This is a genomic window from Rhizobium sp. WSM1328 (genome assembly GCF_057653715.1).
This window is the reverse complement of the sequence record NZ_JBYGKO010000002.1, coordinates 423,930-449,948: the sequence shown is the minus strand read 5'-3', so window position 1 is coordinate 449,948 and position 26,019 is coordinate 423,930. Positions and strand designations below refer to the sequence as shown.

At 60.2% G+C, this 26,019-nt stretch carries 20 protein-coding genes and 1 pseudogene; 14 read left to right on the top strand and 7 right to left on the bottom strand.

Going from position 1 to position 26,019, the window contains the following annotated elements:
• Window positions 1–30: 30 nt before the first annotated feature.
• From AC2444_RS25630 to AC2444_RS25615, 4 genes and pseudogenes are all read left to right on the top strand, one after another.
• Window positions 31–741, top strand: coding sequence for a GntR family transcriptional regulator (locus tag AC2444_RS25630; RefSeq protein WP_128450167.1), 711 nt, complete (start codon window positions 31–33; stop codon window positions 739–741).
• A gap of 54 nt (window positions 742–795) precedes the next feature.
• Window positions 796–1,962 (top strand): mandelate racemase/muconate lactonizing enzyme family protein, encoded by a 1,167-nt coding sequence (locus AC2444_RS25625; RefSeq protein ID WP_128450166.1) that lies wholly within the window; start codon window positions 796–798, stop codon window positions 1,960–1,962.
• Window positions 1,963–2,040: 78 nt separating this feature from the next.
• Window positions 2,041–3,401, top strand: a pseudogene (locus AC2444_RS25620) (mandelate racemase/muconate lactonizing enzyme family protein).
• A gap of 17 nt (window positions 3,402–3,418) precedes the next feature.
• Window positions 3,419–4,618 (top strand): mandelate racemase/muconate lactonizing enzyme family protein, encoded by a 1,200-nt coding sequence (locus tag AC2444_RS25615; RefSeq protein ID WP_017995967.1) that lies wholly within the window; start codon window positions 3,419–3,421, stop codon window positions 4,616–4,618.
• Between the two features lie 157 nt (window positions 4,619–4,775).
• Here AC2444_RS25615 and putA read toward each other — a convergent pair whose 3' ends face one another.
• Complete coding sequence (gene putA / locus AC2444_RS25610; RefSeq protein ID WP_128450165.1) at window positions 4,776–8,483, bottom strand: trifunctional transcriptional regulator/proline dehydrogenase/L-glutamate gamma-semialdehyde dehydrogenase; 3,708 nt, start codon at window positions 8,481–8,483, stop codon at window positions 4,776–4,778.
• A gap of 27 nt (window positions 8,484–8,510) precedes the next feature.
• The gene (locus tag AC2444_RS25605; protein WP_017995969.1) at window positions 8,511–8,717 is read right to left on the bottom strand and encodes a hypothetical protein; all 207 of its coding nucleotides are present in this window, start codon (window positions 8,715–8,717) and stop codon (window positions 8,511–8,513) included.
• A 150-nt stretch (window positions 8,718–8,867) separates the two neighbouring features.
• Here AC2444_RS25605 and AC2444_RS25600 point away from each other — a divergent pair, with 150 nt between their 5' ends.
• Complete coding sequence (locus AC2444_RS25600; RefSeq protein ID WP_113547318.1) at window positions 8,868–9,362, top strand: Lrp/AsnC family transcriptional regulator; 495 nt, start codon at window positions 8,868–8,870, stop codon at window positions 9,360–9,362.
• Between the two features lie 117 nt (window positions 9,363–9,479).
• Here the strand turns inward: AC2444_RS25600 and AC2444_RS25595 are convergent, their stop codons facing one another.
• On the bottom strand, window positions 9,480–10,376 hold the full coding sequence (locus AC2444_RS25595) for a LysR family transcriptional regulator (protein WP_128450164.1): 897 nt from the start codon (window positions 10,374–10,376) through the stop codon (window positions 9,480–9,482).
• Between the two features lie 94 nt (window positions 10,377–10,470).
• Here AC2444_RS25595 and AC2444_RS25590 point away from each other — a divergent pair, with 94 nt between their 5' ends.
• Genes AC2444_RS25590 through AC2444_RS25580 form a run of 3 tightly spaced genes read left to right on the top strand, consistent with a single transcriptional unit; the run spans window position 10,471 to window position 12,920 of the window.
• On the top strand, window positions 10,471–11,658 hold the full coding sequence (locus AC2444_RS25590) for an MFS transporter (protein WP_128450163.1): 1,188 nt from the start codon (window positions 10,471–10,473) through the stop codon (window positions 11,656–11,658).
• A gap of 31 nt (window positions 11,659–11,689) precedes the next feature.
• Entirely contained in the window at window positions 11,690–12,436 is a 747-nt protein-coding gene (locus AC2444_RS25585) for an SDR family oxidoreductase (RefSeq protein ID WP_128450162.1), read from the top strand.
• 13 nt (window positions 12,437–12,449) lie between these two features.
• Window positions 12,450–12,920, top strand: coding sequence for a cyclophilin-like fold protein (locus AC2444_RS25580; protein ID WP_003562190.1), 471 nt, complete (start codon window positions 12,450–12,452; stop codon window positions 12,918–12,920).
• 130 nt (window positions 12,921–13,050) lie between these two features.
• On the opposite strand, the gene AC2444_RS25575 is transcribed toward AC2444_RS25580, so the two are convergent.
• A complete protein-coding gene (locus AC2444_RS25575) occupies window positions 13,051–13,947 on the bottom strand; it encodes a LysR family transcriptional regulator (RefSeq protein ID WP_003562191.1) in 897 nt (298 codons plus the stop codon).
• A gap of 129 nt (window positions 13,948–14,076) precedes the next feature.
• On the opposite strand from AC2444_RS25575, the gene AC2444_RS25570 reads away from it, so the two are divergent.
• Window positions 14,077–14,934 carry an NmrA family NAD(P)-binding protein gene (locus tag AC2444_RS25570; protein ID WP_003562192.1) on the top strand — a complete coding sequence of 286 codons (858 nt, stop codon included), beginning with the start codon at window positions 14,077–14,079 and terminating at the stop codon, window positions 14,932–14,934.
• Window positions 14,935–15,057: 123 nt separating this feature from the next.
• On the opposite strand, the gene AC2444_RS25565 is transcribed toward AC2444_RS25570, so the two are convergent.
• Window positions 15,058–16,095, bottom strand: coding sequence for a class I SAM-dependent methyltransferase (locus AC2444_RS25565; protein WP_012755284.1), 1,038 nt, complete (start codon window positions 16,093–16,095; stop codon window positions 15,058–15,060).
• A 180-nt stretch (window positions 16,096–16,275) separates the two neighbouring features.
• Here AC2444_RS25565 and AC2444_RS25560 point away from each other — a divergent pair, with 180 nt between their 5' ends.
• Together AC2444_RS25560 and AC2444_RS25555 are read left to right on the top strand one after the other, a co-directional pair.
• Window positions 16,276–18,273, top strand: a complete 1,998-nt coding sequence (locus AC2444_RS25560) for a putative bifunctional diguanylate cyclase/phosphodiesterase (RefSeq protein ID WP_128450161.1) — start codon at window positions 16,276–16,278, stop codon at window positions 18,271–18,273.
• 280 nt (window positions 18,274–18,553) lie between these two features.
• Window positions 18,554–20,206 carry an acyltransferase gene (locus AC2444_RS25555; protein ID WP_003562196.1) on the top strand — a complete coding sequence of 551 codons (1,653 nt, stop codon included), beginning with the start codon at window positions 18,554–18,556 and terminating at the stop codon, window positions 20,204–20,206.
• Between the two features lie 11 nt (window positions 20,207–20,217).
• On the opposite strand, the gene AC2444_RS25550 is transcribed toward AC2444_RS25555, so the two are convergent.
• Window positions 20,218–21,105, bottom strand: coding sequence for a LysR substrate-binding domain-containing protein (locus AC2444_RS25550; RefSeq protein WP_128450160.1), 888 nt, complete (start codon window positions 21,103–21,105; stop codon window positions 20,218–20,220).
• Between the two features lie 111 nt (window positions 21,106–21,216).
• On the opposite strand from AC2444_RS25550, the gene AC2444_RS25545 reads away from it, so the two are divergent.
• From AC2444_RS25545 to AC2444_RS25535, 3 genes are read left to right on the top strand one after another with little or no spacing between them, the layout of a single operon-like run.
• Window positions 21,217–22,470, top strand: a complete 1,254-nt coding sequence (locus AC2444_RS25545) for an aromatic ring-hydroxylating oxygenase subunit alpha (RefSeq protein WP_003562199.1) — start codon at window positions 21,217–21,219, stop codon at window positions 22,468–22,470.
• A gap of 10 nt (window positions 22,471–22,480) precedes the next feature.
• Window positions 22,481–23,551, top strand: coding sequence for an FAD-binding oxidoreductase (locus AC2444_RS25540; RefSeq protein WP_206615954.1), 1,071 nt, complete (start codon window positions 22,481–22,483; stop codon window positions 23,549–23,551).
• A 46-nt stretch (window positions 23,552–23,597) separates the two neighbouring features.
• Complete coding sequence (locus AC2444_RS25535; RefSeq protein ID WP_128450158.1) at window positions 23,598–24,878, top strand: M24 family metallopeptidase; 1,281 nt, start codon at window positions 23,598–23,600, stop codon at window positions 24,876–24,878.
• Window positions 24,879–24,994: 116 nt separating this feature from the next.
• Here the strand turns inward: AC2444_RS25535 and AC2444_RS25530 are convergent, their stop codons facing one another.
• Window positions 24,995–26,008 (bottom strand): GlxA family transcriptional regulator, encoded by a 1,014-nt coding sequence (locus AC2444_RS25530; RefSeq protein ID WP_128450157.1) that lies wholly within the window; start codon window positions 26,006–26,008, stop codon window positions 24,995–24,997.
• Window positions 26,009–26,019: the final 11 nt, after the last annotated feature.

The window sequence follows — 26,019 nt, the reverse complement described above, 5'->3', positions numbered from 1 at the left end:
AGCAATGTGTGTATTAATTTGGGGGCAGCCTTGGCCGAAGCAAGCGATTTTAAAGCAAAGCCACCCGAAGGGATCGACGCTATCGGGGCCTCCAGCGAGGGCGCCTCGCTTTATCAACTGATCAGGGAAGACATCATCGAAGGTCGGCTCGCGGCCAACGAGCGGCTTGTGGTCACCGATCTCGCCCGGCGCCACGGTACCTCAACCAACCCCGTGCGCGAGGCTCTGCAACTGTTGCGGGGCGAAGGTTTTGTTACCCTCGTTCCCAACCGCGGAGCGCGCGTGCGGCCCATAGATCAGGATTTTGTTCGGGACATCTACGAGATCGGAGTCTTGATCGAGCCGGCCCTGACGCGATGGTTCGTGAATATGGCCACCGTCGAGGACATTGCTGAACTCGAACGCATCCAAGGCCTGATCGAAGAGAACAACTTCGCCGACACGTTCAGGCACAGCGAGCTGGACACCGCCTTTCACACCGTCATGTACCAAAAGCACTACAACCGCCATGCCGCCGAGCTTTGGTGGAAGCATCGCGAAGTGCTTCGAGCCGTGAGCCGGCGTTTCAACTTCACGCTCGCCCGGCGTGCCGCGATCCTTAGCGAGCATCGCGAGCTGATCGCGCATGTAAAAGCGGGAAATGCGAGCGAGGCAGCCGAGCTCATTGCACGCCATGTCGAGGGCTCCGGCCGGCACATCCTCGAACACATGCGTGCGCGTAACGCCGCTCGGGCAGGATAGAATACATAGCCTGGGATATCGTTATCCCCGACCACTCCAGCAAAGGCAGTCGAGATGAAAATCACCAGCGTTCGGCCGTGGCTAATCAGATCCGATGCTTCTTATTGGGGAGAATTTCTGTTCGTCGAAGTGACGACCGACGAGGGGGTGAGCGGCTGGGGAGAGATCACCACCACGACAAGGCTCGCCAATCGCGCCCTCTGCACGATCCTGCGGCAGATCGGTGCCGCTTTGAAAGGCGAGGACCCCGCGCGTATCGAGTATCTGTGGCACAAGATATTCCGCAGTTTCACCTACATGGGCAGTCGCGGCGCCGCAGTCGAATGTGTCAGCGCCATCGACATAGCCCTTTGGGACATCCAAGGCAAAGTCTTGGGCAAGCCGATTTACGAGCTGTTGGGTGGACCAGTACGCGATGAAATCGCGCTCTACACCCATCCCAACCAGGCCAAGTTTACCAGCAAAGAGGCTGTGGTCCGGGAAATTCGAGACATCGTCGAGTCCGGCCACACTGCGCTCAAGTTCGATCCTTTTCCATACCAAGGCCGCAGCGCCGATGGACAGCCGCGCGAACAGCGGGACGGCTACCTCGATGGCAGCATGACCCGCAAGGATGAGCGCGAAGCCGCCGAACTCACGGCTCTGATCCGTGAAACGGCGGGCCCTGATGTCGACATCCTCATCGATGCGCATGGCCGGTTCGACGTTCCCACTGCCATTCGCCTTTGTCGGAGCCTCGAGGAAGCTGGTCAGATCGATTGGTTCGAGGAGCCCTGTCCACCGGAGAGCCTCAACGCTCTCAGACAGGTCCGTGAGAAGGTCAGCGCGGCTATCTCGTGGGGCGAGCGCGGCCATACGAAGTGGGATTTCGTGCCGGTGCTCGAAAACAGGCTCGCCGACTACATCATGCCTGATGTCACCTGGACCGGCGGCATTACCGAACTCAAGAAGATTTCTGCCCTATGCGAAGCCTACTACATCCCGGTCTCGCCGCATGACGCCGCAGGACCGATCAACGTGGTTGCGGGAGCGCAGGTGATGATGACCGTTCCCAACTTCTATAAACTCGAAACGTCGGAGTGGAACCTCGGCAAATACGATCATCTTATCGACAGACCACTCGATGTTTCGAACGGCAGCCTCAAGCTTACGCCCAAGCCTGGTCTCGGCATTGAAATGAACCGCGACTACCTTCAAGATCACGAGATAGAGCTGGATTAGCAAGTCTCGATTAGCAAGTCTCTATGCCGCCGCAGCCGTGCGCGGCGACGAACCCCGCCGACAGAACGAGGATAGATCATGCCAGAGGCAGATGGAGCCGACGAGGCGCTCAATCGGGTGAACACGCATTCCAAGCCATCCGACCTTCGCATTACCGACATGCGGGTAGCCGAAATTGTCGGCGCGCCGTTCACCTCAGTGCTGCTCAAGATATACACCAACCAGGGCATCGTCGGGCTTGGCGAGGTGCGCGACGGTGCCAGCGCCACCTACGCGCTGATGCTGAAGAGCCGGTTGCTTGGCGAGAACCCTTGCGACATCGACCGCCTGTTTCGCCGGATCAAGCAGTTCGGCGGGCACGGCCGACAAGGCGGCGGCGTATCGGCGGTCGAAATCGCGTTGTGGGATCTTGCCGGCAAAGCCTATGGCGTCCCCATCTACCAGATGCTCGGGGGCCGGTTTCGGGACAAAGTGCGCGTGTACTGCGACACCGATGCCACCGTGCCCAGCGGCACCGAGACCGGCAGGCGCCTCAAGCAGCGCATGGAGCTCGGCTTCACCTTCCTCAAGATGGATCTGGGGCTGATCAGATCGCAGATGTGCCCGGTGCGGTCGTGTCTCCTGCCGGTTCCCTTGAAGGGTACCGCAGCCACCCCGGCCGCGGCCCGCTGAAGACCATTGAAGAGCGGCGCGTGCGTAACGCTACGTATGATTTGCATAACGTCCCGCACCCGTTTACCGGCCTCCACTTTTCCGACAAGGGCCTCGACTTCCTTGAGCAATACATTGCCGAGGTTCGTGAGGTCATCGGCATGGATATTCCGCTCGCCATCGACCATATCGGCCACATCTCGGTGCAGAACGGCATTCGTCTTGCCAGGCGAATTGAAAAATACGTGCCAGCCTGGCTCGAGGATGTGATCCCATGGCAGTATACCGAGCAGTACCGACAACTGCAGGACTCAACCACAGTGCCGATCTGCACTGGCGAGGACATTTACCTCAAGGAGGGCTTCGAGCCTCTGCTCAAGAGCGGCGGTATCTCCGTTATCCATCCGGACCTGCTCACCAGTGGGGGCATCCTCGAGACCAAGAAGATCGGCGACATGGCGCAGGACCATGGTGTCGCCATGGCCATCCACATGGCAGAAAGTCCAATCGCTGCGATGGCCGCCGCACACGTGGCGACGGCGACTGAAAATTTCATGGCGCTCGAATACCATTCCGCCGATGTCGACTGGTGGGACGATATCGTCACCGGCCTTCCCAAGCCGCTGGTGAAGGACGGGTTTATCACTGTTCCGGATAAGCCGGGCCTGGGGATTGACGACGTCGTCGACGAGATGATCCCGCAACATCTGCAGCCGGGCGTCACCGGCATCTGGCAGCCCACGGATCGCTGGGACGACGAATATTCCTGGGATCGCACCTGGAGCTGAGGCGAAAAGGAACGAAAATGAAGATCACCGATCTGCGCTGCGCCGTTATCGGCAAACATCCGATCGTCCGCATCGTCACGGACGAGGGCCTCTATGGCTTGGGCGAAGTCGAGTTCACCAAGTCCTACCTCAAGCCCTTTGTGCTGCATTTCCGCGAAGCGCTGATCGGCGAGGACCCGACCGACGTCGAGAGAGTGATGCTGAAGATCCGCCAACGCGGCTCTTTCAAGCCCTACGGCGCGGCGGTAAGCGCGATCGAGCATGCGCTGTGGGATATTGCCGGTAAGGCGGCGGGCGTGCCCGCCTATAAACTGCTCGGCGGCAAGGTGCGCGACAAGGTGCGCGTCTACAACGGCTCGATCCGCCAGAAACGCACCGGCGACCGGCCGGAGGATTACGCCGCTGACGTCAAATGGATGATGGAGCAGCCGCAGAACTTCTTCATGGTCAAACAAGGGATCTCGTTCCACTCCAACATGAAGGACACCATCGAGGATTTCCACTACGGCGTGACGCAGAAGAAGGCCGGCTATCACGGTGCCATGGATCAGGGCGTAATCAGCGAGCGCGGCTTCAATCACATGCTCGACTGCGTGATCGCGATGAAGGAAGTGCTGGGCGACAAAGTCAGCCTGGCGCTCGACTGCGGTCCGGGCTGGATGCTGCCCGATGCGATCAAGTTCGCGCGCGCGGTAGAGAAGTACAATTTGATGTGGCTCGAGGACATGCTGACCGGCGACTACGTGCCGTGGGTCAATCCGCAGGCCTATCGGGAACTGACAATCTCCACCTCGACGCCGATCCACACTGGTGAGCAGATCTACCTGCGGCACAATTTCAAGGAACTGATCGAGACGCAGGCGGTACGCGTCATCGGCCCCGATCCAGCCGATATTGGCGGTATTGCCGAGCTCAAATGGGTCGCCGAGCACGCCTACATGCACTCGATCCTGATGGCACCGCACGGCACAGCTAACGGCCTGCTGGGGCTCGGCGCATTGATCAATGTCTGCGCCACCTTGCCGGCAAATTATATCGCCTTCGAATATCCGAGCGCCTCCGACCCCTGGTGGGAGGATCTGGTCATCGGCTTGCCGGCGCAGATCGTGAAGGACAGCATGGTGGACCTACTGGAAGCGCCGGGGCTCGGCCTCGATATCGACGCCGAGGCGGCCAGGCGATATCTCAGGGAAGAGGATGCTGGCTTCTTCGACTGAACCTCTCTCCACCTGCATGACGTGAATCGTCTACGCATATTACTGGAATGACACGCTTCCGGTCATGTAGCGCTCAGTAGGGCCCGCCGGTATGGGAAGAGGCCCTCTTTTCCGCCTGGAGTTTCGAGGGCGCATTTTCTGCGCCCTCGTGTTCTACTCAGCCGATGGCCATAAGGCTTGCATTGCCGCCGGCAGCTGCGGTGTTGATCGAGGTCGACACCTCCTCGAGCAGCCAATTCAGGCAATAGGCTTCGGGATCGCTCGCCAATTCCTCGCTCGTCGCGGCCTGGACCAGCAGCAGCGGACCGGGCAGGTGAGCGATCTTCTGATTGACGGCGAGAACCCTGTCGCGATCCCCTTCGACGAGGGCACCTGAGAACGGCCCGTCCTTTTCCCAATCCGAGGTCCAGGAAATTCGGCTGGCGACAGCCGATGGAAGATCCGCCAGCACTGATTTCGATAGGGAACCGGCGTCGACGACGATTTGGTTGCCGGTCGATAGGGCTGCGGCGATCTGGCGATGAAGCCCGCCTTCGGTCTGCGGCACGAGGAGAATACGACCGCGGGGATGGAGCGCATAGAGATTAAGCTCGCCTACCGGACCGGTGAGTTCGCGTTCGAGCCCGAGCGCCGAGCGGCTCGCATATCGACGAGCCACTTCCCCCTCGCCCGACAGGCCCTTCTTGTCGAGCCAGACGATGTAGTCACGAAGGGCGAGGTCCGTATGAACGGAATCCTGCTGCGGCGGCACGGGCGCACGCTGCACCAGCCGGCCGATATAAAGCGGACCGCCGGCCTTCGGACCCGTTCCCGACAGGCCGCGGCCGCCGAACGGCTGCACGCCGACGACGGCGCCGATGATGTTGCGGTTGACGTAGAGGTTTCCAGCCTTGATGCGACTGGTCACATGCGCGATCGTTTCATCAAGCCGGGTGTGAAGCCCGAATGTGAGACCATAACCCGATGCGTTGATGTCGTCGATCAGACGGTCGAGCCCGTTTCGCTTGAAGCGGATGACGTGCAGGACCGGGCCGAAGACCTCCCTCGTCAGGTCTGCCAGGGATTTGATCTCAATGATCGTCGGCGAAACGAAGGTCCCCGCCGCAGCACTTTCGGGCAGCGGCAGCTGATCCACCTTGCGGCCCAAGCCGCGCATATGCTCGATATGCTGGTCGATCTCCGTCTTTGCGCTGTCGTTGATGACTGGGCCGACATCGATGCTCAGCCGATCGGTACGGCCGATCGTCAGTTCGCGGAAGGCGCCCTTCAGCATATTGAGGGTCCTGTCGGCGACATCGTCCTGAAGGCAGAGAACCCTGAGCGCCGAGCAGCGCTGACCGGCGCTGTCGAAGGCAGACGCAATGACGTCGGCCACCACCTGCTCGGCCAAAGCCGAGGAGTCGACGATCATGCCGTTCTGGCCGCCAGTTTCGGCAATCAGCGGAATCGGTTTGCCGCCTGCCGACAGCCGTTCTGCCAGTTGCGCCTGGATCATGCGGGCAACTTCGGTCGACCCGGTAAACATGACGCCTGCCGTCTCCTCCGCCCCGACCATGCCGGCGCCGAGACGGCCGCTGCCGGGCACAAACTGCAAAGCACCGACGGGCACGCCCGCCTCGTGGAGGATCTTCACGCTTTCCGAAGCGATGATCGGCGTGACGCCGGCCGGTTTTGCAAGCACGGGATTGCCTGCCACCAAGGCTGCGGCGACCTGCCCGGTGAAAATCGCCAGCGGGAAATTCCACGGGCTGATGCAGACGATCGGGCCGAGAGGCGCATGCGAAGGGCCGAGCGTCTTGCGCGCCTGCTCGGCGTAGTAGCGCAGGAAGTCGATCGCCTCACGCACTTCGCCGACGGCATTGGCCGCCGATTTACCGGCCTCGCGCATGACGATGCCCATCAGCACCTTGATGCGGGCCTGCATGATGTCGGCGGCCCGCTCCAGGCAGGCGGCACGCTCGGCCGGCGGCACGGCAGCCCATTGCGGCGCATGCTCGGCCGCCATGCGAACGATGCGCGCAGCCTCTTCGACCTTCACCTCGGTCACCGTGCCGACGACATCACGGTGATCGGCAGGATTGAGAACATCACGCGTCACCCCATCCGTAGAGCCGTCGGCAAGGAGCGGAAACGCATGCCAGGGGGCAGCAGCCGTGGAGACGAGCGCCTCAGCCAAATCCGAAAGGGTGGCCTCGTTCGAGAGATCGAGACCATCGGAATTGGTCCGGGCGTTGCCGTAAAGAGCCTTCGGCGAGGCGATCTGCGCGTGGGGCGCGCCAACGACAGGCATGGATGCGACGATTTCGGCGGGATCGGCGATCAGTGCCTCGACCGAGACATTCGGATCGGAGATGCGGTGCACGAAGGAGGAATTGGCGCCATTTTCGAGAAGACGTCGAACCAGATAGGCGAGCAGCGTCTCATGCGTTCCCACAGGCGCATATATGCGGCAGGGCCGGTCGAGTTTTTCCTTTCCGACGACCTCGTCGTAGAGCGGTTCGCCCATGCCGTGCAGGCATTGGAACTCGTATTTGCCGACGGTGAAATCAGGACCCGCCAGACGATAGATCGTGGCGAGCGTCTGCGCATTATGGGTGGCAAATTGCGGGAAGACCGCATCCGGAGCATCGAGCAGCTTGCGCGCGCAGGCGACATAGGCGACATCGGTGTAGATCTTGCGGGTATAGACCGGATAGTCGTCGAGACCGTCAAGCTGGGCGCGCTTGATCTCCGCATCCCAGTAAGCGCCCTTGACGAGACGGACCATGACCCGGCGCTCGGAGCGGCGGGCGAGATCGATGATATGGTCGAGGACGAAGGGGCAGCGCTTGCCATAGGCCTGCACAACGAAGCCCAGCCCGTTCCATCCGGCAAGATCAGGGGCAAAGCAAAGCTCCTCGAGGAGATCGAGTGAAAGCTCCAGCCGATCGGCCTCCTCGGCGTCGATATTGAGGCCGATATCATAGGTCTTGGCGAGAACGGCCAGCGCCTTCACCTTCGGCAGCAGCTCGCTCATCACCCGGCCGGCCTGCGACCTCGCGTAGCGCGGATGCAAGGCCGAAAGTTTGATCGAAATGCCCGGGCCGTCATAGATGCCGCGTCCGTCCGACGCCTTGCCGATGGCGTGGATCGCCTTTTCGTAATCCCGGTAATAACGCTCGGCATCGGCGCCCGTCGTCGCCGCCTCGCCCAGCATGTCGTAGGAATAACGGAAGCCGCGCGCTTCCAGCGGCCGGGCGCGCTTCAGCGCCTCTGCGATCGTTTCACCGGTGACGAACTGCTCGCCCATCATGCGCATCGCCATATCGACGCCGCGACGGATGACCGGTTCGCCGGCGCGCGCAATCAGCCGCGTCAGCGCTGCCGACAGGCTTCGGTCGTTGACTGTCGAGGTGAGTTTGCCGGTAACGACGAGCCCCCAGGTTGCGGCATTGACGAACATGGATTTACCGCCGCCGATGTGGGAGGTCCAGTTGCCCTCGGCGATCTTGTCGCGGATCAGCGCGTCCCGGGTTTCGGTATCGGGAATGCGCAGCAGCGCTTCGGCGAGGCACATGAGCGCCACGCCTTCCTGGCTGGAGAGCGAATATTCCTGCACCAGCCCTTCGACACCGGTCCCTTTATGCTTGGCGCGCAATGCTTCGATCAGGCTGCGAGCCGTGCTGCGAATGTCATAGCGTTTGGCCTCGGAGACGCGCGCTGCCGCAACGAGCGGCGGCAGGCATTCGGTTTCCGGCCGGCGATAGGCAGCCGTAATGGCCTGGCGAAGTTCGGATTGCGGTCGGATCGGTGGGGCAAAGCCGGAAAACGGCGCGCCGTCGGTCGGATTATTGGAGGGGGCGGGGTCGATCGCTGCGTTCACCATGAAAGTACCTATCAATCGATATCTGGTTTAACGGATGAACGAGATGCCGGGCTCGTCGTCCCACTGATCATCGTCCGTGCAGGCGGGGCCGGAATATTCCGTCTCTCGCAGCGGGCGGGCATCCGGTCTGTCGCGCTTGAGGGTGAGCGCCGCGGCCACGGCCCTGATCGCAAGCGGCCTGTAGTAAGCGAGCAAATCCGGCGCCCGATCGTCATCCGCTTCTCTGTTATGCATAAATGATCCCCGTTTTGAGCGCGGCGCCGATACCGATTTCAGCACTCTTCTGCCCGGCCCACAATCTACCACAGCCTCAAATCGCGATCTCACTTGATTTCAGCCATTTACAGGCTGTATGAACTTATTAATTCACACTTGAGAGGTCAAATGGCCGCTGAAACCGACATCTTTAGTGAATTGGACCAGTTCGACAGAAAGATCCTCGCTGCACTCGCCGAGGACGGAAGGCTGTCGATCACCGATCTGGCCGCGCGTGTCGGATTGTCGAAGACACCGTGCCAGATCCGCTTCAAAAGGTTGATCAGCGACGGATATATCGAAGGCTTCAAGGCCATCCTCAATCCGTCGAAAATGCAGCTCGACCATATTGCTTTCGTCGAGGTGAAGCTTTCCGATACCCGCGAGGACGCGCTGAAGAGCTTCAACGATGCCATCAAGAAGATCAGCGAAGTCGAAGAGTGCCATATGATCGCCGGCAGGTTCGACTATCTGCTGAAGATCCGCACCCGCGATATCGGCCGCTACCGCCGCGTTCTCGGCGAGCGCATCTCGACACTGCCCCACGTTGCCAGCACATCGACGAATGTCGCGATGGAAACGGTCAAGGAAGGCTGGGACAAGTCCGGTTCGAGTTTTTCGTGAACTTGTCGTCGGCGATCGACAGCGCCCGGTAACAGCCCTCGGCAACCGTCGATGAGCAAGAGGCGCAGTCTGTCACGCCCCCCGTTGTCCGGCAGAGCCTCTCGACATGAGCGTTGGTTACCGATGCCGGTAGCGAAAGGCTTCGACAAAGGCGGAGAAAGCAGGGGATGGATGGCGCCGGCTGGGGTAATAGAGATGATATCCTTGGAATGTTGGCGCCCAATCCGTGAGCACTTCCTTCAGTTGACCACTGTCACAATATTGCCGGACGAGGTCCCTTGGCACATAAGACAGCCCGGCGCCATCGAGAGCGGCATTGATTGCCGGCCCTATGTTGCTCATCACGAGCTGGCCTTCCACACGAACGCTGAACTCGCGGCCATCCTTTTCAAACTCCCAGGCATAGAGAGCGCCTGACGTCGGAAGACGCAGGTTGACGCAATTGTGGTCCGTCAGGTCATGCGGGGTCGAAGGCACAGGGCGGGCCGCAAAATATCCGGGTGATCCGACCACGGCGTAAGAGATATCGGGTCCAATGCGAGCGGCCACCATGTCGCGCGCAATCGCTTCGCCGAGCCGCACGCCGGCATCGAATTGGCGCTCCACGATATTTGTGAAACCATTGTCGACGATGAGTTCCACGGTGATGTCGGGGTAATCTCGTAAAAATGCCGGCAGCCTCGAACGGAAGACCAGCTCCACGGCGTCATCGGGACATACGAGGCGGACTGTGCCCGAAGGCTTGTCGCGCAGCACGCCGAGGGCACTAATCCCGGCGGCGATGCTCTCGAAATGCGGCTGGATAGTTTCCACCAGGCGCGCACCGGCCGCCGTGGGAGCCACGTCACGCGTCGTGCGGGAGAGAAGCCGGACGCCGAGCCGCGCCTCGAGCGCGCTGATCGTATGGCTCAACGCCGAGCGCGTGACTCCCAACTTTGATGCAGCGCGCGTGAAACTCCGCTCTTGAGCCACCTCCAGAAACGCACGCATTTCCGTGAACTCGTCGCGCCGCATTGTTGAATCTCCTTCATCACGATGTTCAGATTATAGCTTCTAGTCGCGCAAAACCAGTCCGGCTATCTATCTGGCAACGGACAGGAGAACATGAATGACCGTCGAGTTGACATTGAATGAGACCTCACTGACGGCCGACACGGCGACCTCGTGGTCTGCTGTGACCTGTCTCTCGCTTCTCACTTTCCTTCTGGTGGGGTTGGAGTTTCTCCCTGTGAGCCTTCTGACCCCGATCGCCAGGGACCTCTCGGTGTCAGAGGGGCAGGCCGGATTGGCGATCACCGTGTCGGGGGGCTTCGCGGTTGTCACCAGCCTTTTCGGCAACGCCTTCCTGGCGAAGATCGACCGGAAGTCTGTCGTCTTGCTTTATACGGCGGTTCTTGTTGTATCGAGCTTGGCGGTTGCCCTCGCACCCAACTTCCTTGTCTTTCTCGTCGGGCGGTCCCTGGTCGGCGTTTCGATCGGCGGTTTCTGGTCGCTGTCGACGGCTATTCTGGCACGCCTGACGTCAGACCGTGACCTGCCCAAGGCCATTGCGCTTCTTCAAGCTGGCACCGCATTCGCCCTCGTCCTTGCCGCGCCGCTCGGCAGTTTTCTTGGCGGGTTGATCGGATGGCGCGGAACCTTCTTCATCACGGTACCGATCGGAATTGCCGCGCTCGTCTGGCAACTGGTCGTCCTGCCGAGGATGCCGGCGACGTCAACCGTCTCGGTGGCCAGAATATTCGGGCTGCTGCGCAATCGCACATTCGCGATTGGAATGGCGGCGACCGCTCTCGCCTTCATCGGCCAGAACGCGCTGTCCATTTATCTTCGCCCGTTCCTCGAAGGCGTCACTGGACTGGAATTGAATGTTCTGTCCATGGTGCTTCTCGGCCTCGGCGTCGGCGGACTGGCTGGAACCTCCGTCATTGGCTTCGTCGCCCGGCGCCACCTCCTCCTCGTTCTCGTAGGCTTGCCGGCTACTCTTGCGGTCCTTGCCCTGCTGCTGATCGCTCTCGGGCCAATCGCGGCGGTTACCGCATCCCTGCTCGTCATGTGGGGATTTTTCTCGACGCCGATTCCGGTCGCCTGGAACACCTGGATGGCCGCTATCGTCCCCGGTGAGTTGGAAGCGGCAGGTGGGCTGCAGGTGGCGCTGATCCAACTTGCCATTGCCGGCGGCGCTTTCGCTGGCGGCATGCTGTTCGACACCGTGGGATGGTGGAGCACCTTCCTTCTGGCTGCCTGCCTTCTTGCCGGTTCGGCAGTCCTTGCCGCGCTCGCCGGTCGCCGTTCCTGAACCTTCAGAAACCTCATAACAGGAGATCATCATGTCCCAAGGAATCGAAAACAAAGTGGTCGTCATTACCGGGGCAAGCAGCGGACTTGGCGAAGCCACCGCCCGTCACCTTGCCGAACGCGGCGCGTCCGTCGTCCTCGGCGCGCGACGTAGCGACCGCATCGCCAAGCTGGCTGAGGAGCTGTCCGCCAAAGGCTATAAGGCCAAGGCAGTCCAAACCGACGTCACGGACCAACTTCAGGTCAAGACGCTTGTCGACACCGCCGTCAACACGTTCGGCCGCATCGACGTGATGCTGAACAATGCCGGCCTGATGCCACTTGCGCCGCTCGAACGGCTCAAAGTTGACGAGTGGGATCGCATGATCGACGTAAACATCAAAGGGGTGCTCTACGGCATAGCAGCAGCGCTTCCGCACATGAAGGCGCAGAAGTCGGGGCACATCATCAACGTATCCTCCGTCTACGGTCACGTGGTCGATCCGGGTGCCGCCGTCTACTGCGCGACGAAATTTGCCGTGCGCGCCCTCTCGGAAGGGCTGCGGAAGGAAGTGAAGCCATACAATATCCGCACCACGATCATTTCACCCGGCGCAGTGAGCACAGAACTCCTGGAACATATCAGCGAAAAGGACATCCAGGCGGGCGCCAAGGTGTTCGTCAGCAAGATCGCCATCAGCGCGGACACGTTCGCCCGAACGGTCGCCTTCGCGGTGAACGAACCAGACGATGTCGACATCAACGAAATCCTGTTTCGGCCGACGGCTCAACCTGTCTGACGCGAGGCGCGCAATGTCGACGACATCCAAAGTCATGAGCCGTCGCGCGGTGCTGGGTGGAACCTTGGCGGCCGCCGCTCTCCCTCTCGTGGCGCAAGGGCAGAACGACCGCGGCCCGGGGGATCCCGAGGCGACAGACGTCAGGATCAGGATAGGCTTCAACAAGCTAAGCCTGACCGCGACACTCTTCGACAATCCGACTGCGCGCGATCTCGTTTCCATGCTGCCCTTGAACCTCACGATCGAGGATTACAGCAGGAACGAAAAGATCGTCCATTTGCCGCGCAAGCTGACCGAAGAAGGCAGCGGTGCTTTCGGAAACGAGCAGCCGGGCGACCTTTGCTACTTCAAACCGTGGGGTAACCTGGCCCTGTTCTACGCAGATTACCGCTGGGACGGGCTGATCCGGCTCGGCCGCTTCGACAATGGCTTCGAGCCGTTGCTGGTGCGCGGCGAGTATCCGGTCCGCATAGAACGCATCTGACAAGGGTTTTACGGCCGGAGATATCACATCGACTTCCTCCCAAGCATGAAAGAACCCATAGACGATAAATTTCCCAGAACCAGAAAGCCGCGGCCGGCTTAAGCCGGCAGTGGCGACGCGGCGCCTCCGTCTATTTGATGATCTCGACGCAGAAATCTATAAGGGCCCTGACCTTAGCCGGAATATGCTGACGCGAGGGATAGAAGGCGTAGAGCGGGAATGTCTCGTCCGACCAGTCGGGAAAGAGGTTCACGAGCTGCCCATTGCTCAGATAATCCGCCATCCCGAGTGAGAAGACTTGCGCGATGCCTATCCCCGCAAGGCAGGTCGCCAAGGTCGTGCCGGCATCGTTGACTAAAATGCGGCTGCGGGTCTCGATCGAGACGACCTCTTCACCCCACCGAAGCTCCCATTCGAAAGGCCTTGCAGTCAGCGGGTCCTGGAACTGGATACAGGTATGCTCGCTCAAATCCTGTGGACGGCTCGGCCGACCATATCGCTCGATATAAGCGGGAGCCGCAATCGTGATCACGCGCGTCTGCATCAACAGGCGCGAAATAAGCGACCTCTGTGCAGGCTCGCCAAAGCGCACCGCGACGTCCATGCCATCAGCAACAAGATCGCCGATCTCGTTGCGGGTGATGATCTCGATCTGGATATCCGGGTAACGATCGAGGAAGGCGCCGAGCCGGGGGCCGAGCACAAGGCGTGAGAAATATGGATCGACATTGACTCGCAGTCGGCCACGCACCGCCTGTCTGGCGCCAACAGCTGTCTGCGCAGCCTCTTCGATACCGCTCAAGAGTGGGGCTACCTGTTCGTAGAACCGCGCGCCGTCATCGGTCAGCCGCATCGTGCGTGTTGTCCGGTCGAGCAGCCGCAGACCGATCCGCCCCTCCAGTCGGGAAATGGCGCGGCTGACACCCGACGCCGATAGTCCCATTGACTCCGCCGCCCGCGCGAAACTTCCGCTCTGGATAACGGCGGCCAGTACGCTCACGCCATTCAATAATCGTCCGTCAAACATCGGGCATCCGTGATTTTTAGTCACCAATCATGTGACAGAAGCGCGCTTCAGTCAAATGCCGCCAAAGGACATGATTAGCGTAACACACCGCCAACCTGCTGGCGGTGAAGGCAGCAAAGGAGTCCAACCATGTTTGTGATCACCGGAGTAACAGGCCAAGTCGGAGGCATTGTCGCCGCGCGTCTGCTGAAGGCGGGGGTGCCGATACGCGCCGTCGCGCGCAATGCGGAGAAAGCAGCGGAATGGAAGGACAAAGGCGCGGAACTGGCCTTGGCCGAGATGACCGACGCCGATGCGCTCACCAAGGCTTTCGCCGGCGCCGACGGCGTCTTTCTGCTGATCCCGCCGACCTTCGATCCGACCCCTGGCTTGATGGAAGTGCGCGCTGTCATTGCCGCCCTGAAGACCGCGCTTCATTCGTCTCGTCCCGCAAAGGTCGTTTGCCTCTCCACCATCGGCGCGCAGGCCAGGGAACCTAACCTCTTGAGTCAGCTCGGTCTCGTCGAACAGAAGTTATCTGCCTTGCCAATGCCGATCGCCTTTCTGCGTGCCGGCTGGTTCATGGAGAACACGGCCTGGGATATCGCGCCGGCGCGCGAGACCTGTGTCCTCTCGAGCTTCCTGCAGCCGCTCGATCAGCCCTATCCGATGGTTTCTGTCTTCGACGTCGGAGCCAAGGCGGCAGAACTGCTGCAGCAGGAGTGGGTGGGCAAGCAGGTCGTCGAATTGATGGGGCCAGAGGGCGTCACGCCCAACGATATCGCCGCTGTCTTATCGTCCGTCCTCGGCAAACCCGTCCGGGCGGAGCCGGTCGCCCGCGACACCTGGGAGCAGATTTTCACCGATCAGGGCATGCAGAACCCCCTCCCGCGGATGCGTATGATCGATGGCTTCAACGAAGGCTGGATCCGGTTCGAGGGCGAGCCGGTGAAGGGCACGACCACACTGGACACAGCCATGGGCCGTCTGATTTGCCCCGGCCGATAAACAACTCGAAGGCCGTGGCTGAGAGCAACCACGCCCTTTCTCATGCAGCCTCTGATAGGGTCGCCCCGGGTTTGAACTAAACGACTGCCCGAAGACTACCGGATTGGACGGCAGACATGCGGCCTAATGCGGTCTTTGAATTTCACAGTAGACAATGCTGCGGTTTGAGCCGGGCCAAACAGACACCTTCACATCCGTCCCGGTCACGCTTTCACTGGCGATCAAGCCCATCTCTCGTTCTGACCGCAACAGCAGCGCCCAGTTCATGAATGTCTCCATATAGCCATCGACGTCCGTCTCCGGGGAGAAGTTGGCGAATAGGAATGTGCCGCCAGGCCTCAGCATGCTGACGCACTTCTTGGTCAGCCTTACGGCTACTGCGTCTGGCAAATAGTCATAGAGACCCGCGGCATAAACGAAATCGAACATTCCAAGCGCATGCCTCCCACCGAGCAGGGATTTGACCGACCCGTTCACCGCCTCGACGGACGTGCCGGCGAAATCGCGGGCGACGGTTCCAACGCTCATCGGGTCTTGATCCAACGCCACCCAGCGTCTGATCGCGCCGGCGCTGAGCGCGCACGACAAAGGCCCCTCACGAAGATGCCCGGCGGCGATGGCGAGGACTTCGGTGGAACCAGGCCGGGCCGAAGCGATTTCGTCAACGCGGCGAGCCAGAATGTCTCGACGCTCCCTCACCGCGACGGACGACGAAGCATTTCGAGTGTAGGCGTAGATCGAGCGTCCCAAGTTGCTCGATGATAAGACTGCGTCCTCAATCTCAGGTCGGCCGTAGATGAAGTCGAGAAGGCGTGCGTCGCCAGAATAGCCGCGCGGTTTTTCGAACGACCAGCGCGTTAATGGATCTTGATGAAGATAGTGAGCAACCGGATGAGATTGTGCGATCGGAACGATGACATCCCACACCTCCGGATGAAAGCGCCGCCGTATCTGATGCAAGGCTTCGGCAAGACGCTCGATGATCGCATGGGGGGGGACGCCGGATTTGAACTGACGGGTCGACACGTCAAGGCTGAGGGCAAGCTCGGCTCTGGCAACGATCAGTTGGCCGGGATCTGGGGCAGCAACCCTCCTTGCGATCCGACGAATTTCGCCGGGCGCAACAAGACTTTCACCGTCCAAGACCAGGCTTTGTGCCATTTCGAGACCCCCTTGATATAGCGTTAAGCATAATCAACCTCGAAATAGGATGCGACTAGAATCCACACGGGATAAGGGTAATTCTACTCTTGCGGGTCAGATGCTACCCCTCTAACAAAGCTAAGCAATAAGACAAACCGGTTGCAGATTGCCGAACGCGATTTTGGAGGGCGCCGAAGTATGGCTTACTTTTCAACATACTTTAGATGGTTGTCAGGCCGGTGTTATTGCATGATCGCGCCTTACGCTAATGTCCAGCACGACGAATCCACCGCCAGTTTTTCATTCGCTGAGGCCCTCAAGTCTCTGAAAACTGAAAATGATGCTGTCCGAAGGCGGAGCTCACGACATGGTCTTTGGATCGCGGTTGCCGTTTATGTGGCCTTCGCACTTCCCGACCGATGGCTGATCCCCGATGTTGCGCCTGTGACGATCGCCGCGCGATTCGTCGTTGCAACGATCGCGCTGCTGGTTTTCGAGACCCTGCGCCTGGCAAACGCGAAAACCGTCTGGCTTGACATCACATGTGCCACTGCACTTCTTGTGGGCTATGTCGGCTGGCTTTACCCGGCGATTGCCACCCGCGACGTCACCGCCATGTCATACTACATGATATTCGGCGCCATCTTCATGATGGGCGCCAACCTGTTTTTCAGTTTCCCGTTTCGGCTTTCGGTGATCACCTCGGGCCTCGTTCTATGCGCATTTTTTATTACGATCGTGGAATTTTTTCCTTCAAGCGAGACCTACAAGCTTGCCTTCGGCATGTTCTACATTTCGTGCTTTGTCTTCACGTCTTTCGTCAATTGGCGATTGAACGTGGAGCGTCGAAACGTGTTGCTGAACGCGGCGGAAGCTCGCCACCAGCATTGGGAAGCGTCCGAGCGCGGAAGGTCACTGCTCGAGCTTTCACATACTGACTACCTGACAGGCATAGGCAACAGACGCGCGCTGGATCGGCGGCTCGAGGAATGCTGGACCGCCTGGAAAGACGAACGCCGCGACTTCTCCGTGTTCCTCATCGACGTCGACTTTTTCAAACGCTTCAATGATCGCTACGGACATCAGGAAGGAGACCGATGCCTGACTGTCATCGCCAATGCGCTGAAGGCGGTTGTCGAGTCGTCGGATGGCATGATCGGCAGGTATGGTGGCGAGGAGTTTATCGTGGTCATGCCGGCTGCCCTTCCCAAGGTTGCGATGACTCTCGCCGAGAAGATCAGAATGGAAGTCGAGTCTTTGGCGATTGCTCACGACGAGCGACCAGATGATATGTCGACCGTAACCGTCAGCATCGGCGTCGCCTTCACCCGCGAGAAAGTTGGAGAGAAAGTTGAACGAATAGTCCGTGAAGCCGACCTTGCTCTCTACAATGCCAAAGCAAGTGGCCGAAACTGCATTCGCAGTTTTGATCCGTTTTTGCCTCGCCCCGACGACCATGCTGGCAAACTCGTCCCGCTGCTGGCGGCCGCCATCGATCGCAAACTGGTCTCGCTCGTGTACCAACCGATCTTCGACGTGACGAACGGGAAAGCAAGGGCTGTCGAGGCTTTGATGCGCCTCAGGATGCCGGACGGCACCGCGGTTTCGCCGAAGACATTCATCCCGGTTGCCGAACGAAGTGGCGCTATCCTCGAACTGGGCAGGTGGGCGATCGAGACGGCATGCCGGGATATACTGATGACCGATCGCATGGCGACCGTCAGCGTCAACGTGTCGCCGATACAACTGCGTTCCCCCGGCTTTGCTGCCAGTGTCGCTGATATCCTTGATCGGTGCGGGGTTTGCGGGTCGCGACTAGCCTTGGAAGTCACCGAGGGCCTGGACATGGATATGCAGTCGGAGGTGCTTAAATGCATTGCCGATCTGCGGGCACTCGGCGTCGAGATCTGGCTTGACGACTTCGGCTGCGGTTTCGCGGGCCTCTCATGGCTGAGGGCAATCGAGTTTCAGACGGTCAAAGTCGACAGAACCTTCCTGCACGACTGCTCGAACCCACGCGGTCTGACGATGCTTCAGGACATGATTGCTCTCATCCGCAATCGTGGGAATACGATCCTGGTGGAAGGCGTCGAAACCGCGGCACAATTTTCCCTTCTCAAGGATCTTCGCATCGACCGCGTCCAGGGCTTTCATATGGGAATGCCGGTTAGCGCTGAACTTCTGAACGCGGCTTAACTCGACTTCACGGTTTCCAGATGGCTCAGCGCGTTGCCGATGATCGGTGCGTGGCGCATGACCCCTCTTCAAATCGCGAATTCGGCCGCCCACACGGCAAACCGCTATGAGCGCTTGTGATCGATCGGTCGCCGGGAGGCCGGACCCCATTTCAACCAGGGCTGCGCCGCCATTGTCGGAAGTCTTGATTTTCGACGGATCAGGCCGTCTGATGCAGCGAGGCAATGGATCGCTGAGTCAGACGAATATTCTGCGGTTGAACCCGGGAATGAGGAGCAGAATGGATCACGTCAATAGCCCGCAATCGTCAGTGAGCGAAGAGAAGGAAGCGCGCAGGCTTCAATATCTGACCTGGGAACACATTGCGTCTGACCTCCGTCATCCCACTCACCTCGCCCGCAAGGCGGAACTCAGGCGATCATGCAGTGCGGAACTGGCCGAGACGTCCTACATTGCCGAGCATGCCGCAATCTTCACCGAAAGCCTGACGATGGGCGAGCGGTCCTGGATCGCCGGGCACGCGCTCGTTCGCGGCCATGTGATCCTCGGCGACGATTGCACCATCAATCCCTATGCCTGTGTTTCCGGAACGGTGACGTGCGGTCATGGCGTTCGGATTGCTTCGCATGCATCGATCGTCGGCTTCAATCATGGCTTCGACGATCCGACCATTCCTATACACCGCCAGGGCGTCGTCAGCATCGGCATCGCGATCGGCGACGATGTCTGGATCGGCGCAAATTGCGTGATCCTCGATGGCGCAACAATTGGAAACGGTGCGGTGATCGCCGCCGGCGCTGTGGTCACGGGGGACATTCCCGCCATGGCAATTGCCGGTGGCGTGCCCGCCCGGGTGCTGCGAAGCCGAGGTTCGGCGCCGACGAAAACCGGCACCGGCGACATCGAAGATCAATTGGTGAGGCTCGGCCAGAAAGCGAAAGACCAGTGGCCGGACATCCTTGCACGCTGGAAAACGCGAGGGTCCTATGAATCGCTGGAAGCGGACGGCATCCGCAGACCGGCGATCCGGCACCTCTGCGATGCAATCGAGATCGCTGCCGGCTTCGGCCACCTGCCGCCCGATCTCGATGCGGCGGAGACCGTCGAGCGTCTCCAAGGTCTTCAGGACCGAGAGACCGGCCTTTTCCCGGAAGGACATTCGCGCATCCTTGGCAAGGCGCTGAGGGATGATCCAAAGGCGCTCTATAACGTCCTTGCGGTTGGCTATGCACTTGAACTGCTTGGTTCAGGTCCGCGCCAACCCGTCCATGCAGTCGAGCTCGAGGCCGGGGAACTGGATGAATGGCTGAGCGCCCTGCCCTGGTCGACCCGGGCATGGCACGCCGGAAGCGTGGTCGATGCGATCGGAACTGCCATGTACTTCAATGCGAAGTCTTTCGGCATCAGGCATTCACGGCAGGCGCTCTTCGAGTGGCTAAGCCGCAATGCCAACAGCGTTTCGGGGTTGTGGGGTGAACCGACCGCGGCGGAAGGATGGCTTCAACCGGTGAACGGCTTTTATCGCCTGACGCGCGGCACCTACGCCCAGTTCGGCGTGGCACTTCCCCACCCGCACGCCTCACTCGAAACGGTTCATCTCAACTATCGCAACCACAAGGGCTTCGTTGCTGCAAAATACAATGCGTGCAACCTGCTCGATACGATTCATCCTCTGCTGCTGATTGCCCGGCAGACCGACTACAGACGGGCCGACGGCGAGGCGATCGCCCGCAAGGTCATCTCAAGGGCGCTGGATAGATGGCGGGATGGCGAGGGATTCCCGTTTGCCGATGGTGGTGAACCGAGCTTGCAGGGGACGGAAATGTGGCTTTCCGTCATTCACCTGGCGGCCGATTTTCTCGGCCTGTCAGATCGCTTCGCCTTCGTCCCGAAAGGCGTTCACCGGACGGCAACCGTCGGGCTGGGTTTGTGACCACGCTTCGATCACCCGTGCAATGATGCCGTCAGCCAGGCGGCGGCAAGGTCGCGTGCGTTGCTTCGCTTGGCTTTGACGGGCACGATCACGTTGTAGCGATCTTCCGCCGCAAGCTCGCCGCCGTCGACCTGCACCAGGGTTCCATCCTCCAGAAAGGTCCCCACCAGCATGCGCCATCCCAAGGCAATCCCTTGGCCTGCGCGCGCGGCTGCGATGGTTTCGGTATAGTGGTTGAACCGAAGCGACGGCTTTATCTCGAGGTTGGCGCCGGTGAGCGAAAACCACTGCGCCCAGCTATACCAGGAACGATCGAGAACGTCCGTTTCGATGAATTCGTCGGCGGAGCCGAGCGGGCCATCGCCGCGACGCTTGAGATGGTCGGGAGAGCAGACGGGGCAGATGACGTCGCCGTGCGAGGCGATGACGGTGCTATCGCTGAAGGGAGGCACACCATATCGAATTGCCACGTCGACTTCTCCGTCATCGAGAGCGATCGGGCTGTCCTGGGATATCACCCGCACCAGGATGCCTGGGTTCGCACGGCGAAACTCGGCCAGCCGCGGCAGCAGCCAAAAAGAAGAGAATGCAACGGTCGCCCCTATGGTCAACACGTCCTGGCTGCGCGACTGGAGCGCTTCCACGCTTTCGGCAATATCGGCAAAGCTCTTGGCCAGAGTGGCTCCGAGGTTGATGCATGCCGCCGTCGGCTCGATCGCTCGATGCTTGCGCACGAATAGGGGCTGGCCGAATTCCTCCTCCAGCAATGCAATCTGCCTGCTGACCGCCGCCTGGGTGACACCCAGTTCGGTCGCGGCCGTGGTGAAGCTCTTCTTTCTGAGCACCGCCTCCAGGGTCACCAGTGCCGTCAGCGACGGGATCCGTCTTCTAAAGTGCATCAAAGAACCCTTCATCGCATGATAAAAACTTATGCGAACCTAATTTTTTATGCCGTTGAAACATCGGCACTGCAAGGGCAATCTGGGGAAACTCTCGCATAAGAGGTTCTGATGCTAAACAAGCTCCCATCGTCCATTTCCGCCCTTCTCGACGCTCGTGCCAACGGTCACTCCCTGCCGGCCGGCCTTTACGTCAGAGAAGACGTGTTTGAAGCAGACATCGACGTCTTCTTCCACAATCACTGGATCTGTGTCGGTCTCGACTGCGATGTCCCCGAACCCGGTGACGCCACGGTGATCGATATCGGCAAGACGAGCCTGATCCTTCTGCGTGACGACGACGGAGAAATTCGCGTCCTGCACAATGTCTGTCGCCATCGCGGCTCCCGCCTTCTCGATCCGGGCAAGTCGATCGTCTCGAAGCTCGTCTGTCCCTATCACACCTGGACATACGAACTGACGGGTGAGCTCAGCTACGCGCCTCACATGGGCAAGGACTTCGACAAGGAGTGTCGGAGCCTCAAACCCGTCACTTTCAAGTCGATCGGCGGGCTGATTTATGTCTGTCTCTCCGACAATCCGCCCGAGGACATTGCTCTCCTCGAACAGGCCATGACCGAGCGCCTCGCCCCCTACGACATCCGGAACGCAAAGGTTGCCTTCCAAACGGATGTCATCGAGGATGGCAACTGGAAGCTGACGATGGAAAACAATCGCGAATGCTACCATTGCTCCGCGAACCATCCGGAGCTTTGCGTCTCCTTCGTCGATCTCGACTTCGGCTTCGACCCCGAGACGCTGAGCCCGGAGGATCGCGAACAGGCCGAGGAGCATTTCAGGCTGTATGAAGAGCGCACAAACGCGTGGGAGTCCGACGGCTTTCCCTCGGCGGCCGTCGAGCAGCTCGCCGACTGCGCCACCAACTTCCGCACCCAGCGGCTGATCATCGCAGGCGCCGGCGAATCCCAGACCCACGACGCCACCGCCGCGTCCTCCAAGCTTCTTGGGCATATGACCCGCAAGGATCTCGGCGACACGCATCTTTGGGGCCACAACAGCTGGAACCACTTCATGGGCGACCATGCCGTGGTGGCAACCGTCATCCCGCTCTCGGCGGGCAAGACGCTGGTCAGAACCAAGTGGCTGGTCCACAAGGACGCCGTCGAAGGCGTGGATTACGATCTCGACAAGCTGACGGATGTCTGGGTCGCGACGACGGACCAGGACGCCGATCTCGTCGCGCGCTCCCATGCAGGCACTCTCGACCCGGCCTATCAGCCTGGCCCCTACTCCCGCTTTTCCGAGACGAACCTCGACAAGTTCGCCAGCTGGTACATCGATCGGATGCGCGCCCATGGATACTAGGAGCCCGCAGATGCCCGTAGCCAGGGCCGCCCTTCATGACGTCTGGAATCCCGAGGAGGACGACGCGCTCGTCTGCCTCGACGTCCAACAGGAAACCCACGACGTCAAGACATTCACCTTCGCATCGCGCGAAGGCAAGCGGTTCGCGTTCAAGGCCGGGCAGTATTTTCTGTTCGACCTGGAACATAGTGGAGACGCTGAAAACAGGTGCTACAGCATCTCCTCCTCGCCGCATCGGACAAACGCCTTCTCCGTGACGGTGAAGCGCGTTCCCGGCGGAAAGATCTCCAACTGGCTTCATGACACCCTGGTTCCCGGCGCGACCGTCAAGGCGAACGGGCCACTCGGCCACTTTGTCAGGCCTGAGACGTCGGGACGCAAGCTTCTGCTGCTGTCGGGCGGCTCCGGCATTACCCCCGTCATGTCCATTCTGCGGGAGATCGCCGACAGTTGCGAACCCGCCGACGTCGTCTTCATGCACGCCGGCCGGACGCCACAGGATCTGATCTTTCGCGACGAACTAGCCTGCATCGCCCGCAGGCTGAAAGGCCTTCGCCTGCATTTCCTCCCGGAGACCGTGGCCGGCGAGCCGTCCTGGCCCGGTCTGACCGGTCGCATTTCGAAAGATTATATGCGGTTGGCAGTTCCCGATATCGCCGAGCGAACCGTGATGTGCTGCGGCCCCGCCCCGTTCATGGCCGCCGCGCGCGGCATTGCCGCCGAGCTCGGCGTGCCCGGCTCAAACTACCTGGAGGAAAGCTTCGACGCGGCGGTCATCGACGAAGCCGAGATCCCCGCGGTTCAGGAGGCAGCTACGAGGGTCTTTCAGGTCACCTTCTCGAAACAGGCCCGCAGCATCGAGGTAACAGGCGACCAGAGCGTGCTCTCTTGTGCCAAGAAGTCAGGCGTCAGGATCCCGTCGTCCTGCGCGAATGGCGTCTGCGGCACCTGCAAGTCGAAGCTTACGTCAGGCACGGTCGACATGAACCACAATGGCGGAATTCGTCAGAGGGAAATCGACGCCGGCTTCTTTCTGCCCTGCTGCTCCAAGCCGCTCAGCGATCTCGTCATCGAGCGCTGAGCGCCCGGTACGCCGCGTCATTCACCGACAACAGGGGCTCACTGAAATGTTGCGAGAGGAAAGCGATTCCGCCGAGCTGGCCGGCCCGGCAGTCTTCAAGGATGAGCGAAAGCAGGCATATCTCAATCCTGAGGGAGCGGATCGGCCTCTTATCAGTCCTTTGCCGGCCACGACACTCGATCGGGCTCGCCGCTATCGTCTGGGACGCCTGCGCACGAAGATGCGCGAATGGGATTGCGGCGCCCTGCTTCTCTACGATCCCGTCAACATCCGATATGCCTTCGATTCATCGAATATGAGCATCTGGACGATGCACAACGCCTCGCGCTACGCTCTGATCCTGGCCGATGGTCCGGCGATACTTTTCGAATTCGAAGGCGCCGAACACGTCAATGTCGGGCTTCCCGCCATCGACGAGATCCGGCCGGCGAAATCCTGGATATTCTTCACATCAGGCAACCTTATAGAACCCCGCCTGAAAGCCTGGACGGACGAGGTCGCGGATCTCGTGAGCCGCAATGGCGGCAACAAGCGCGTGGCGGTGGACAGGCTCGAACCCGCCGGGGCGTTCGAATTGCGGGAACGCGGCTTCACACTCATGGACGGCCAGGAACTGGCCGAGCGGGCGCGATCCATCAAGAGCACTGAGGAAATCGAGCTGATCAGATGGACGATCCGCGTCTGCGAAGCGGGCATGGCGCGGATGTACGAGGTGTCCGAGCCCGGCCGCACCGAAAGAGAGATCTGGGCCGAGCTTCATTTCGAAAACGCGCGCAGTGGCGGCGAGTGGCTCGAGACCAAGCTCTTGACCGCGGGCCCGAGAACAAACCCCTGGTATCAGGAATGTTCGGACTACGTCATCAAACGCGGGGACATGATATCCTTCGACACCGATATGATCGGACCATACGGCTATTGCGCCGATCTCTCGCGGTCGTGGACAGCGGGACACGTCGCGATGAACGCCAAGCTGAAGGAACTCTACGCCGCTGCCAGGGATCAGATCGAGCACAATCTTTCAATCATCAGGCCCGGGATGACTTTCCAGGAATTCAACGAAGTGTCGTGGCGGATTCCGGAGAAATACCAGCCTTATCGATACACGCTTGCTCTGCACGGAACAGGAATGGCTGACGAATGGCCGGGGATCCTTCTGCATCCGGATTTCGACCCCGATTTCACCGGTATCATCGAGGAGGGCATGGTGCTCAACGTCGAAAGCCTGATCGCCGAAGCTGGATCCGAAAGCATCAAGCTGGAAACTCAGGCTCTGATCACGGCAAGGGGAGCGGAGCGGCTGGACACGTTTCCGTGGGAAGAGCTCTGAATAAGCCTAGAGCATGATGCCGAAAAGTATGAGCGGTTTTCGGACGACATCATGCTCTAACTATTTAATGTAGAACAGGATGATTTTAGGCCGACCCGGCCTAAAATCATCCTGTTCTAGTGTGCTCTCGAAACGGCTGCGCGATGCTGCGACGGCGTTTGCCCAAATGTGCGCTTGAAGGTTCTGGTGAACTGCGAGGCGTTTTCAAAGCCGACATCCAGCGCGATCTCGATCATTGGCGCCTTCGACTGGGCAAGGATCGATTTTGCCCGCTCCATGCGAACACGATTATAGGCCTTGGCGGGAGACATCCCCGTCTTGTCGATGAAGATCCTCTCCAGTTGGCGCCGTGACAGGCCAACCGTGGCGGCAAGCTTCTGTATAGACATGCTGCCATCGACGAACTGTTCCATCGTAATCATTGCCGCCTTGACGCGGGCGTCGTCATAGTCGTCGTAGAGCGGACGCCGGGGCTGTATATCCGCTGAAGTCCGGGCCTTGTCGATCTGAAGGACCTCCAGCGCGTTTCGTTCGGCGTCGCGGCTGATACATTTCCTGACCAGCAACGCCGCCATGTCGGCCGAACTGCTGCCGCCTGCGCAGGATCCGCGCTGGCGATCGAGATTGAAGAGCCGGTCGGAACGAACGTTGAGATCGGGAAACCGCTCCCGAAACTCCTTGTAATGCAGCCAGCTCACACAGCATTCGTGCCGCTTCATCAGGCCTGCCGCAGCAAGAATGAACGAACCCGTACACACGCCGATCAGCGGCACCTTCTTGGCGTCGGCCTGCTTTAGGAAAGCGATGGTCTCCTGGTCGACAGGGTTTTCCACCGTCAGAAGGCCGCCGACGACCACGATGTAATTGAACTTCGACGGATCGACGAAATCGGACGTCGGAGCGACCTGGACGCCGCAGCTCGCGGTGATCAGGTGCCGCGTGCTGCCGATCACCTGCCAGTCGGCAAGGACCCTTCCGGAACGATCCTGCTTGTCGCTGGCGAGCCGCAGCGTGTCCACGAAGAGCGCGAAAGCGGACAGCGTGAAGGATCGCGCAAGAACGAAGCCGACCTTGAGCCGACCAGCCGCCTTCGCGGCGTCGTCTGCCTGTCGATGCTGCTCGGGTCGCATAGTCATCTCCT